The sequence below is a fragment of the Enterococcus sp. AZ128 genome (assembly GCF_051714485.1).
Classification (GTDB): Bacteria; Bacillota; Bacilli; order Lactobacillales; family Enterococcaceae; genus Enterococcus_A.
This window is the reverse complement of sequence record NZ_JBIORZ010000001.1, coordinates 1,326,131-1,338,593: the sequence shown is the minus strand read 5'-3', so window position 1 is coordinate 1,338,593 and position 12,463 is coordinate 1,326,131. Positions and strand designations below refer to the sequence as shown.

Here is a 12,463-nt window from a genome sequence, read left to right as displayed (position 1 = left end):
TGTATCAGTATACTGATAAACGGAGTAGTCGAGCCTGTTGCGGTTTCATTAGAAATGCCGTTAACGATCAGTTGGCGGTCAACGAGTTTTGCACAAGAAAGCTATTCGATACGAATAACTGATGATTGCGGAAAAGAGCTGTTCAAGGAAGAAAAACAGACGACTGATAAAAAAACAGCGCTTGATTTGCGTCAATTAGCTGAAAATCGTCAAACCTTCTTTGTTCAGCTGAGCCTGCATTCAATGAATAATGAACAAATCAGGCTATTAAGCCGCTTTACGACACTGGGGAACGGGATTCAAAAGGCGGATTGGATTACGCGGTTGGATAACCCGATTGCAAAAGAGGCTACTTATTTTAGAGACACCCCGACGATTATTCTATCGAAGACTGTTCAGCTGGATTCGCAAATAAAAAATGCTTGGATCGATCTTTGTGGACTAGGCTATTACACCTTGTTTATCAATGGTGAACGTGTTGGAAAGGACTATTTAAATAACGACGTTTCGAACTATGATAAGGTAGTCTATTATGATACCTATGAAATTTCCAATTATCTAAGCGCAGGAGAGAATCGTATTTCTGTTGAATTAGGAAATGGCTGGTACAATCCAGCGCCGATTGCTATTTTAGGGAAATACAATGTAAGAAAGCAGCTTTCGATTGGCAAGCCTTGTTTGATCGCGAGTATTGATTTTGAAAATTCTGAAGGAACATGCTGGCAGCTTTTAACCGATAATTCTTGGGAAAGTTCTGAAGGAAACATTCGGATGAATAATATTTTTGTTGGCGAAAAAGTTACGGATAAGGTCTGTAAAAAGAAGAAATACAACACCATAAAAATCCCTGGACCTACGGGCGTTCTGACACCAGGAAGTATTCCAAAGATACAAAGAATAAAGGATTGTTTGCCAAAAAAAATCACTCATTTAGGAAACAGAGCAATCATCGACTTTGGCGAAATTATCTCGGGACAAATTGCGTTCACTATTTCCAAGAGGTTTATCGGTAATCTTATCTTGAACTACTCAGAAAGACTAGCAGATGAAGAGACCTTAGATTTTTCTAGTACGATCAGCGGTGTTTACGGTATTACCGATCCGGAGTTGGGAATTGTTCCTAATCAGCGGATTATTCAAAGCGACACAGTTGAGAAAACACAGGATACGGGTTTTCATTATTCCAATCAATATACCTACCATTCATTTAGATATGTTGAGATTATTTTTAATGAATCCGTAAAATTTGAAGAGGTAATCGAAGAATTCTCTGCTTACAGAGTCCATACAAATGTTGATGTGATCGCCGAAATGAATACATCGCTACCCATACTTAACGATTTATGGCAGGCTGGGCTGCAGACTAGATTAAACAATATTCACTCCTATTTTGAGGATTGTACTCGCGAACGGTTTGGCTATGGAGGGGACATTGTCGCGTTGATAGCGTCTCATATGTATTCAATAGATGGGAGACAGTTACTAAAGAAAGTGATGATAGATTTCATCAATGACCAAACGATAGACGGTGGTATTCCCGCGACAGCACCTTTTGTCGGGATCATGACAAATAGCCCCAGCAATAAAGCTGGAGCGATTGATTGGCAGCTGGTCTTGCCGACAATTGCCAATCAATTGCTAGAATTTTACGATGAAACATCCTTTGTTCACCGATACAGCAGTTGTTTTAAGCGACATATCCGTTATTTACTAAGCTACGATTTTGAGTATATAAAAACATGCGGTTTAGGCGATTGGGGTTCTATTGATGAGAAAAGTAATGGAGCAGTGATTACGTCACCGGATCAAGAATTTTGTTCAGCTTGCAGTTACAGCCTCATACTTCAGGAATATTTGTCGGTAATGGAAAAAACATCTGACTTTGAAGCAGCTGCTGAGCTTTCGAAAAAAATTAATGAAGTCAATCAAAAGATTATCGCGGATTATTATCGACCAGAAGGCTATTTTGGCGAAGGAACACAATCAAGCTATGTTTTTGCATTCAAGGCCAATCTAATCGAGAAAGAGCATCAGAAAGAAATGATCAATCAGTTGGTCAAAAAAATACAAGCAAACGATGATATTGTTTCTGTCGGGATATTCGGCATGTCATGGATATACGAACTTCTCCATCACTTCGACTGTAAAGATGTTCTATTTAACTGGCTGACCAGAGTAGAGTCACCTAGCTATCAAGCAATGATTGCAGAAACTGGAACATTGAGAGAACATTTTCCACTAGCAGATAGAGAGGCCACCTACAACGGTTCATTAAATCACGCGATGTTTTCTTCTTATTCGGCATGGATGGTCAAGCAATTTTTGGGAATCGCCTTTCCTGAAGGTTATTTCAACAAAGTTGTCATTACTCCGCAAACCGATTTTTTCGTAGAAGAAATAGCTGGCAGCATCAAAACGCCTTATGAAAAGATCACGCTAAAATGGACGCAAAAACAAGCAGTAGTAACAGGAGAAATTATCCTCCCAAAAACTATTCCTTATGAGTTGCGAACGTCTTCTAATGAATGGCACATAGAAAAAGATTATCAAGATTTAGGGGAGCAGCAGAAAATTATCTTAAGAGTAAAAGAAGGCTAGATTCATAAAACGCTAAACACTATAGAAGAGTGTTTAGCGTTTTTATAGAAACGAATGGATTGTTATTAAACAATTTTGGATAGCTGAGGATTGAAGAAAGGAGAATGGCATTTATGGTAGCAGAACTAGAAACGAATGAATTGTCGAAATTGTACCAGGAAGCGATCGATGAGTTGAAAGACAGCGGGGAATCCTTGATCGTATGGTCAGGAGGCGACGCGGTAAATCAACAGGACGAATTGGCGAAAGCGTTTATTAGGCGTTTTCCTAAGGTTCCAATTGACATAAGAGTTGACTTATCAAAAATTCTTGATGTAGAAATCTATCATGGATTATTAGATGGCGAACTGATTCCAGATGTTACGATGCTTCAAACGTCTAATGATTTTGAAGACTGGAAGAAAATGGGGGTGCTGGAATCATTTAAGCCAGCAGGATTTGCAACTATCAGAGACGAATTTAAAGATCCAGATGGTGATTTTTCAGCATTTCGAATGTTTGCCTTCCTACCGCAATATGCAAGAAAGGGAGTACAGGTAACACCTCTGAATGTTAAGGATTTAATGAATGAAAGCTACAGAGATAAATTAGTTTTAACATATCCCCATGATGATGACGCCGTATTGTTTGTATACGACAAATTAATCAAACAATATGGAAAAGAATTTTTAAAAGATCTAGCGGCTTTAAATCCTTTTTTTGTGCGTGGAACAGCAGGGCCACCATTGCTTGTTGGATTGAATGGTCTGCTGGGTTGTTTGACGGGATACGAAACAAGCCCAGAACAATTATCTCAATCTTATATTCCTGAGGAAGATTTTTTTATCTCATGGGCACAACGAATTGCGATGTTTAAGCAAACAAAACACAAAGCAGCTGCTCGTTTATTTCTTGCATTTGTTCAAAGTGACGAATTTCAGGCATCGTTAGGTAAGTATACGGTTCAAAAAACAGTCAATTCAACGAGCGATAAATGGATCGGCAGTTATCCAAATACAAATCCAGTTGGATTCTATGAATTTATGCGCGATCGAGAGTATATTGGCAGACTACGCCTTACGATGGAAAAGTATTTTGGTCCTGTAGAAGGCGCTTCTCCGGTAAAGGATCACAAGATGATTAAATTAACTTATGGTTGGCCGTATTTTTAATAATAATAGCTAAAAAAGAACGCACTGGAACAGCTCGTAAAAAAATTTATATTGTCTATGTCCATTCACCTTTGATGGTGAGTGGGCTTTTTCATGGTTCGAGTAAAATAGAATTAAACTATTCGAGGCTTAGGCATCATGGAGAGGCGTTGCAAACAGTGAGCAATTTTGTTATGAGCGAACGCTAAGCTACTGAATCTATAGTTGTTAGAATTTTTATCTCCAAATGATTTACAGACTGGGGTATAATGAAAGCTGCGAACCAGAAAACAGTGGATCATTCTTAAGCGCAAGCTGCACTAAAATTACCATAAATGAAGCTGTTAGCTTGCCAGAGTATGAGTATTTCCATGGAGTAAAGGTGAACCGAAGAAGAATCAGGAATGAATAGTTTATTGAGGCGGCGGATGAAGATCTCCTCCGTCTCGTTTTTTCATGTATGAATCCATGAAAGATAGAAAGGGTACAAAAATGGAACGATTAAAAGAATTATTAGCCGAGAAATTTGGCTATACACAATTTCGGAATGGGCAAGAGAAAATTATCCAAAAAGTTTTACAGAAGGAAAATGTCTTAGGTATCATGCCGACTGGCGGAGGAAAGTCGATTTGTTATCAATTGCCGGCTTTAGTACTTGAGGGACTGACTCTAGTGATTTCTCCCCTGATCTCCCTAATGAAGGATCAGGTAGATAGTTTGAATGAAGTAGGCATTCCTGCGGCGTTCATTAACAGTACATTATCCAATTTTGAAATGAATGAACGGGTAAAAAAAGCGGCCCGCGGTGAAATCAAGCTATTGTATGTTGCGCCAGAACGCTTGGAATCAGCGGATTTTCGTGAGTTATTGCGTTATGTACCGATTGAACTTTTAGCGGTCGATGAGGCACATTGTATTTCGCAGTGGGGGCACGATTTTCGTCCGAGTTATTTGAAATTGGCAGAAACGATCGAGAATTTTAATCAACAGCCAACAATTATTGCGTTGACTGCGACAGCAACACCAGAAGTCGCCGATGACATATCTAACTTGCTGCATATTTCAAAAGAGAATGAAGTTAAAACCGGCTTTGCTCGTGAAAATTTGGCGTTTCAAGTAATCAAGGAACAAAAAGATCTCTATTTACTGGAATATCTAAAGTTGAATAAAGGACAGTCCGGGATCATCTATGCCTCCACTCGTAAAGAAGTTGATCGTTTATATCATCTATTAAAGCACCACGATTTCGCTGTTGGTAAATACCATGGTGGTTTAACTGGAGACGAACGTTTGCAAAACCAAGAAGACTTTCTTTTTGATCGGATCGAAGTAATGATCGCTACCAATGCTTTTGGAATGGGGATTAATAAAAGCAATGTCCGGTTTGTCATTCATGCGCAGATTCCAGGGAATCTGGAATCGTATTATCAAGAAGCGGGACGTGCCGGCAGAGATGGATTGCCAAGTGAAGCAGTCTTGTTATATGCGCCTCAAGATATTCAAATCCAGCATTACTTTATTGAACAATCCCAATCAGAAATAACCTATCAGCAAAACGAATATACAAAATTGCGTGAAATGAATCAGTATGCTCATACTCAACTATGTTTGCAACGGTACATCTTGCATTATTTTGGTGAAGATCAGCCGGACTGCGGAAAATGCAGCAACTGTTTAGATGAACGTGAACAAGTCAATATCACGACCGATACGCAAAAGGTCTTATCCTGTGTGAAGCGTATGGGTGAAAAATTTGGGAAAGCACTAGTTGCCAAAGTTCTGACAGGGTCAAACGATCAAAAAATTAAACAATGGCATTTTGAACAGCTGCCAACCTATGGATTAATGAAAGAAAAATCGCAAAAGGATGTTTCTAATTTGATCGATTACTTAACTGCTGAACGCTATTTGGTGCCGTCTGAAGGTCAGTATCCCGTGTTAACAATTTCTGACCAGGGAATTTCGGTTCTCCTAGGCAAACAAGAGGTCTATCGTAAACAAGCGCCAGTGAAGCAATTAGTGGCAGACGATGCACTTTTTGAAAAACTTCGCAGCTTACGATCGCAACTCGCTCAGGAAAAAAATCTTCCGCCATATCTGATTTTTTCAGATAAAACATTGACGGAATTGGCTGAAAAACAGCCGCAAACGTCATTGGATTTTCTACAGATTAAAGGTGTGGGAAAGAACAAGCTTGATAATTACGGTGAGCAGTTCTTGGCGTTATTAAAGAATGACGATTAAAAATGATAAACCGAGTCACTCGTATAGAGGGGATTCGGTTTTTTGCGTCTCGCAAAAAAAGTAAAGGGATTGGAAACCACTCCCTCGTTTCAGGAATTCTTCAACATCTGTCTACACGCGATTTTACGGAAAAAAGACCGCTGGAGGAGTCCAACGGCCGTGAGCTAGAGTAGTGTTCATGTCAAAATTGTCGGTCAAAACTTCAAGAGATCTAGCTCATCTATATTGTACACCCATTTGTAATAATTTTAAAAGAGCATACATTATTCATTAAATCGTAAATGAAACAAACGCCTGTTAATCGTTTGTTTATCAGTACAAGCTTAATTTGTCTCGAAGATTTGAGGGACGATAGTATCGATTTTCAGCACTTCTTCTTCAGAAAGAGCTTTGCCATCTTTACGCCAAACACTGATTCGACGTTGGTCCTTCTCAAGAGCATAGTTCTCTGAGACATATTTTGCTCGTGGATTATTTAATAAACTTTTTATGAAGAGTGCTCGCAATTGGCTAAGCGTTAATCCATTTTCTCCTTGCATAAAAAAAGGGGATTCGTAATGGTACACTCGTTGATCATTGGTGATAGTTCCACGCATAATTTTCTCCAATCTATCGTTTATGTCCTTCATTTTACCAATAAAAAGCCCAGATAAACATAGAAAATTAAAAGTCTTTTTCTGAAGTTTTTATAAACAGATCGGGTTAAGCAATGCGCTCATAAAACCACAACAGCTGCGTATCTTCAGAACTTTCATTGCACCAACCGTGGTTCTCTTTTGAGCTGTAGCTCAAGCAATCGCCTTCTTCTAAATAATAGACTGTTTCATCGCCTATGGTAAACGTAACTTTCCCTGATAAAACGAACACAATTTCATTTCCAGAATGCGGTTGGAGCGTCGGACGTTTGGAACCAGGCTGTAAGGTGTACAGCATAAAAGACAAACGGGAATTGTTCTGATTCAACAGATTTTCAATCGAAAGACCGCCTTTTTCATCCACTACACGAATGCGCTGGTCTTTTCTCACTAATTGAGACGTTTCCTCTGGATCTGTCGAGATGTAGTAAAGCACATTTTCACCATAATAATCGGCGATCTTTTTTAAAACCTCAACGCTAGGATTGACCTGCATATTTTCGATTTTAGATAAATAAGAAGTAGAGATACCTACAGCATCGGCGACCTCTTTGATGGTTTTGTTTTGCGATTGTCGGCTTTCTTTCCATTTTTCACTAAGAAAACTTTTGGTTAGCGTATCTTCCTCCGTAGATTTAAGCTCATTCAGACTGTAAGAATCCACCATCATTTTTACTGCCTGGGTGCCCATCTTCATATTCACCGACCAGTTTTTTATCTTCATAAGCATTTCGATATCGTGTTGGTCAAAAATACGATAGCCGTTTTCACTTCTTTTAGGTTTAAAAAAGCCGTGCTGCTCCCAGTTTCGAATGGTCGCAGGGACCACTTGAAGGATTTTAGCGACTTCTTGGATTTTGAAATAGATTTTATTAGAGGTTGGCATGTGAGATCTCCTTATAGTTGTAGTGCTTACTTTAGTTGAACAAATCGTCTTTCACTTAACGATCCTTTTTCTGGATAACTGTATCTGAAAACCCTCTCAATTTTAAATTAAGTTGCCTATCATTGTCAATGAACCTTACTATCAATAGGAAAAAATTGTGAATAAAGCAAATAATCAGCAATCTTTTTTTGTTTTTTTAAAATTAAGCAAGCAGGGGATCTTGTGTTTTCCTATGAATCCATTTTGATTCAATCGATTATGGGGACACCATTCTTATCAGAGAAAACGCGTTCAATCAATGGTTATTTATCATTGGTTAAAAAGTTACTCCTTTTGTTAGTGAATTTCTTAACTTGTAAAAAGGTATTTACAAAGTTAAGAAAATGTCTTACGATGTTTTTGAAAACGTATTCATAAAAACTTTGCGCAAAGTCAGTTGAATAATTTCATCATTTTTTTCGAAAAGGGAGGCTTTTTTATGAAAGTTGTACTGTTGGATTCACAAGTGATTAGTGGATACGATTATGCCATTGAACGAAAAATTGTTGAGGATGCTGGATTTGAGTTTGTCATGGGTACTTGTAAAAATGAGGATGAGGTGATCGAGAAGTATAGTGATGCGGACGCCATTTTAAACATTGCGACCAAAATGACGGAAAAAAGTATTAGTCAACTGAAGAAGTGTAAAGTAATGATTCGTTATGGAATTGGTGTGAATGAATTTGACATGGCTGCGGCGAACAAGATGGGGATCAGAATTTGCAACGTGACAACGTATTGTATCTCTGAAGTAGCCATCCATGCCACTGCTTTAGCGTTAGCTTTGACGAGACAACTGAAACATTTTGACAATGCAGTTGCAAGAGGTGTTTGGAATCAAGATCTAGGCAAGAGAATGCGTCGTCCAGCCGCACAAATAGTCGGATTAGTTGGTTTTGGAAATATTTCTCGCCAGATATCACGCAATTTCCAAGGACTTGGGTACTCCGTAATCGCTTATGATCCATACGTATCAGCTGAAGTTTTCAAAGAAAATGGGGTTGAACAAGTTGAACTTGATGCGTTGTATACACAAGCGGATATTATTTCATTCCATTTACCAGAAACAAAAGAAACGGCTGGAATGATCAATGCTGCAGCGCTCAACAAAATGAAGGATAATGTGATCTTGATTAATGCTGCACGCGGCGGACTGATCAATACAGCTGATTTAGTCGCAGCGCTCAAATCAGGAAAAGTTGGCGGAGCGGGATTGGATACATTAGCAGAAGAACCAATGAAGGATGTGAACCATCCGCTATTGGGAATGAAGAACGTTATTCTTACCCCTCACATTGCATATAATTCTGCAGAGGCGAATCAAGAGTTGTTTGCTTCAGTAGCACAAACGGCGGTAGATGTATTAAACGGGGAGAATCCAGCGAATATCTTAAATAGGAAAGCATTGAACTTATAAGGAGAAGCGAAATGGAAAAAAAAGAAAGCACGCTTCAAAGTTTGCTCGTTTCTTTTGGATTAGCCTCTGTCTGGTTTGGGATTTATATTGGTCCAGGATTTTCAGGCGGAGCGCAGCTTGTTAGTTTCTTCGTAGGGCAATCATGGCTTGGGGTATTTCTCGGTCCGTTATTTACAACCATCGTAGCGGGAGTGATTTGTTACCTCGTGTTGGAATACTGTCGCACATTTGAGCTTTATGATTTCCGTTCCTTTTATGATCGTGTTTTTGGGAAATTCAACTTTTTCTTTGCGAATGTCAAAGAATTTTCCGCAATATTGGCTTGTATTACTATCTCCGCATTAACCTTTGCGACTGGCGGCCGGCTGTTATCGGAATTTTTCAACGTTTCTTCGATTGCGATGGGGCTGCTTACCTTTGGAATAGTGATCGTCCTGATATTAGCAGGACAAAAAATCGTACTGCGTTCGGCTTCTTTTATCGCAATCGCACTGATCGGATTGATTGGGTACATTGCGATTCGAGGAATCCCAGCTTCTTGGGAAGGTATGAGTGTCTATGTTGGTAATCGAACGATGAATGCACCGATGTCTCATGTTCTCATGCAAATCGTTTTATACATTAATATCATGGTAGCCTTTATCGACGCCGTGATTCCAGCTTCTAAAGGACAGGTAAAAACGAGGAAGCATTCATTGGGCACTGCGATCATTGGAAGCGTGATGGTATTTGTTTCAACAGTCGCTATGAATATCATATTTGCTGCCGGAATGCCAACTGTGGCTGGCGAGGATTTGCCGACGCTTTGGAGTCTGAATCATATTATCGGCGCAGGATTCTCTGTCCGTCTGCTATATACTGCAATCGCTTACTTAGCGGTTCTCTCAACAGGGGCTGGCTACTTATATGGAATGATCGAACGCTATCAGCTTTTGGTCCACAAGGTTTGGAAGGGTTCTTCTTACAACGCGCGCCGTATCTTACTAGTAGCAATTCTAACGATTTTAGCATTCTATTTTGGTCGAGCTGGAATTCCGCAAATTGTTACAACCGCTTATGGAATCATTGGTCGAATCAACATTCCGTTGTTCGAAATTCCGTTTTTGATCATTTTGCCGTATCAATTATATAAATATCAGAAAAATAAGCTCTCAACGGAAATGGAATTATCAGAATAAAGAAATCAGTAAACGAAGGAGGAAATACGAATGGGATTTAGAGAAGAAGGAAAATGGTGGGTTAGTCCATCAAACTATGATGAAAAAGTGACGAGTGAATTCAAATTTGTCGATAAGATTCAGTTTTTAGATACGACACTACGCGATGGCGAGCAACAACCAGGCATCGTTTTAACGAAGAACGAAAAGGTTGAGATCGCTAAGAAGCTTGATGCTGTCGGTATTCATCGAATCGAAGCAGGTACTCCTGCCGTAACTCAGGAAGACGCGGACGCAATTAAGGAAATCACCAGTTTAGGATTAAAAGCGGATATCTATTGTTTCGTTCGGAATATGGTAAAAGACATGGAGTTAGCTAAAGAGTGCGGTGTCGATGGCGTCGTAGCAGAGATTCCAGGCAGTGAACATTTGCTGGCAAAAGGAATCAAATGGGGGGCTGAAAAGGCCATCAAATCCGCGATCGAAGCGACAGCGAAAGCTCATGAACTAGGCTTGAAGGTCTTGTTCTTCCCAGCGGACGGTTCTCGGGCCAGTATGGATTTCTTGATGGATACCGTACAAGCAATTGTTGATGGCGGCGGTCATATGGATTCGTTGGCATTAGTAGATACCTTTGGTGCACTTTCACCAGAGGGGGCACGTTTGAGAATCTCACAACTGATCGAACGTTTCCCTGAAACACCGATTGAATGTCATTTCCATGATGATTTTGGTTTAGGAACGGCGACTTCATTGGCTGGATTGGCTGCTGGGGCTTCAGCAGTTCATGTTACGGTTAATGGGATTGGTGAACGAGCGGGCTCAGCACAACTGGAGCAAGTGGCTGTCTCTTTGGAAGCTTTATATGGTCAGGATACAGGGTTGGATCTATCGAAATTAAAAGACCTGTCAGATACTGTGGCACGCTTAGCGCGTGAACCAATCAATCCTACTGCGCCAATCGTTGGTGATGCGATCTTTGGCTGGGAAACCGGAATGCCTTCCAGCCTTTGGGAAAATGCGCGTAAATCTGATCCGCTGGTAATGCTGCCTTATCGATGGGACCTTGTCGGAAACAGCGAGCCTGTCTTGGATCTAGGAAAGAAATCAGGAAAAGATAATCTACGTGTTTGGTTGGAACGTCATGATTTGACAGTTGATGAAGAGCGAAAAATGGATCTGCTAATGGCGGTCAAAGCAAAAGGAATCGAATTGCATCGTACATTGAATGAAGCAGAATTTAGAGAATTAGTCGCAGAATTTCAATAAATAGAGAAAGTTGGCTGCTGGAAATGAAAGCATTGATTATGAATTTGGGAGGAACCTCTACCAAGGTCGCTGTTTGCGAAGGCGAAAAAATGATCCTAAAAGAATCAATCCGCCACCCTTCAGAAGAGATTGAGGGCTACAAGAGGATTTGGGAACAATATGATTATCGAAAAGAACGCGTTCTAGGTTTTTTAAAAGAACATCAACTCTCGATTCATGATATCGAGTTGTTCATTTCTCGCGGACCTTCTGTAAAACCCTTATCTTCAGGCGTTTATGAAATAAATGAGACCATGGTTTCAGATGCTCGATCCGGTGACTATGGACAGCACGTTTGTAACTTGGGCTGTGCGATTGCTTTGAGTTTTGCTCAGGAAAATGGGAAGAAGGCTCTGATCGCGGACCCTCCTTGTGTGGATGAAATGATTCAGATTGCGCGGTATACGGGACTCCCGCAGATCACGCGCCATAGCTATTTTCAGGCGTTGAGTCACAAGGCGTTCGGTCGGTTTATTGCTGAGAAATTAGGGAAGAGCTATGAAGAAAGTACCATTGTCATTACCCATTTAGGCTCTGGAATCTCCTGTGGGACACATAAAAAGGGAAAAGTGATTGATATTACGAACGGTTTAGATGGCGATGCCCCATTTGGGATGGATCGCAGTGGGACATTGCCGGCAGCTGATTGGAAAAAGCTGATCCAGTCAGAGAAATACACGAAACAAGAACTGGACTACATGCTGAATGGCGGCGGCGGGCTAATGGCGCATCTGGGGACAAACAATGGGGAAGAGATCGAAAGAAGAATCGAACAAGGAGATTCAGAGGCGTTAGAAGTTTTTGAAGCAATGGCTTTTCAAGTCAGTAAAGCAATCGGTGCAGCGGCCGGCGCAATGGGGGCGCAGCCAGATGCGATTGGTATCACTGGGGGATTAGCCCATTCAGAACGTTTTGTTGATTTTATCAAGAAGCAGGTTTGGTGGATGGCGCCGATTTATGTCAAGCCTGATATTGATGAACTGGAAGCCTTAAGTTCTGTCTGCATTCCAGCTTATTTAGGTGACATTGAAATTAAGAATTATGAGTAA

At 40.4% G+C, this 12,463-nt stretch carries 9 protein-coding genes; 7 read left to right on the top strand and 2 right to left on the bottom strand.

Annotated features, from left to right (window positions below):
• Window positions 1–54: 54 nt before the first annotated feature.
• The 3 genes from IGI38_RS06550 (at window position 55) to recQ (ending at window position 5,972) form a co-directional block, all read left to right on the top strand.
• Entirely contained in the window at window positions 55–2,598 is a 2,544-nt protein-coding gene (locus IGI38_RS06550; RefSeq protein ID WP_438728063.1) for a family 78 glycoside hydrolase catalytic domain, read from the top strand.
• A 113-nt stretch (window positions 2,599–2,711) separates the two neighbouring features.
• Entirely contained in the window at window positions 2,712–3,749 is a 1,038-nt protein-coding gene (locus IGI38_RS06545) for an ABC transporter substrate-binding protein (RefSeq protein ID WP_438728061.1), read from the top strand.
• Window positions 3,750–4,220: 471 nt separating this feature from the next.
• Complete coding sequence (recQ, locus tag IGI38_RS06540; RefSeq protein ID WP_438728059.1) at window positions 4,221–5,972, top strand: DNA helicase RecQ; 1,752 nt, start codon at window positions 4,221–4,223, stop codon at window positions 5,970–5,972.
• A gap of 323 nt (window positions 5,973–6,295) precedes the next feature.
• Here recQ and IGI38_RS06535 read toward each other — a convergent pair whose 3' ends face one another.
• Both IGI38_RS06535 and IGI38_RS06530 read right to left on the bottom strand, forming a co-directional pair.
• On the bottom strand, window positions 6,296–6,568 hold the full coding sequence (locus IGI38_RS06535) for a hypothetical protein (RefSeq protein WP_438728057.1): 273 nt from the start codon (window positions 6,566–6,568) through the stop codon (window positions 6,296–6,298).
• A gap of 106 nt (window positions 6,569–6,674) precedes the next feature.
• Window positions 6,675–7,493, bottom strand: coding sequence for a helix-turn-helix domain-containing protein (locus IGI38_RS06530; RefSeq protein ID WP_438728055.1), 819 nt, complete (start codon window positions 7,491–7,493; stop codon window positions 6,675–6,677).
• 478 nt (window positions 7,494–7,971) lie between these two features.
• On the opposite strand from IGI38_RS06530, the gene IGI38_RS06525 reads away from it, so the two are divergent.
• From IGI38_RS06525 to buk, 4 genes are read left to right on the top strand one after another with little or no spacing between them, the layout of a single operon-like run.
• Entirely contained in the window at window positions 7,972–8,949 is a 978-nt protein-coding gene (locus tag IGI38_RS06525; RefSeq protein WP_438728053.1) for a C-terminal binding protein, read from the top strand.
• Window positions 8,950–8,960: 11 nt separating this feature from the next.
• The gene (locus tag IGI38_RS06520) at window positions 8,961–10,127 is read left to right on the top strand and encodes a hypothetical protein (protein ID WP_438728051.1); all 1,167 of its coding nucleotides are present in this window, start codon (window positions 8,961–8,963) and stop codon (window positions 10,125–10,127) included.
• 30 nt (window positions 10,128–10,157) lie between these two features.
• Window positions 10,158–11,375 carry a LeuA family protein gene (locus IGI38_RS06515; protein WP_438728049.1) on the top strand — a complete coding sequence of 406 codons (1,218 nt, stop codon included), beginning with the start codon at window positions 10,158–10,160 and terminating at the stop codon, window positions 11,373–11,375.
• A 23-nt stretch (window positions 11,376–11,398) separates the two neighbouring features.
• The gene (gene buk / locus IGI38_RS06510; RefSeq protein ID WP_438728047.1) at window positions 11,399–12,463 is read left to right on the top strand and encodes a butyrate kinase; all 1,065 of its coding nucleotides are present in this window, start codon (window positions 11,399–11,401) and stop codon (window positions 12,461–12,463) included.

Coding starts and splice junctions, on each gene's coding strand:
- IGI38_RS06545 (WP_438728061.1), top strand. CDS start 2,712: ATGGTAGCAGAACTAGAAACGAATGAATTGTCGAAATTGTACCAGGAA.
- IGI38_RS06525 (WP_438728053.1), top strand. CDS start 7,972: ATGAAAGTTGTACTGTTGGATTCACAAGTGATTAGTGGATACGATTAT.
- IGI38_RS06535 (WP_438728057.1), bottom strand. CDS start 6,568: ATGCGTGGAACTATCACCAATGATCAACGAGTGTACCATTACGAATCC.
- recQ (WP_438728059.1), top strand. CDS start 4,221: ATGGAACGATTAAAAGAATTATTAGCCGAGAAATTTGGCTATACACAA.
- IGI38_RS06530 (WP_438728055.1), bottom strand. CDS start 7,493: ATGCCAACCTCTAATAAAATCTATTTCAAAATCCAAGAAGTCGCTAAA.
- IGI38_RS06520 (WP_438728051.1), top strand. CDS start 8,961: ATGGAAAAAAAAGAAAGCACGCTTCAAAGTTTGCTCGTTTCTTTTGGA.
- IGI38_RS06550 (WP_438728063.1), top strand. CDS start 55: ATGCCGTTAACGATCAGTTGGCGGTCAACGAGTTTTGCACAAGAAAGC.
- IGI38_RS06515 (WP_438728049.1), top strand. CDS start 10,158: ATGGGATTTAGAGAAGAAGGAAAATGGTGGGTTAGTCCATCAAACTAT.
- buk (WP_438728047.1), top strand. CDS start 11,399: ATGAAAGCATTGATTATGAATTTGGGAGGAACCTCTACCAAGGTCGCT.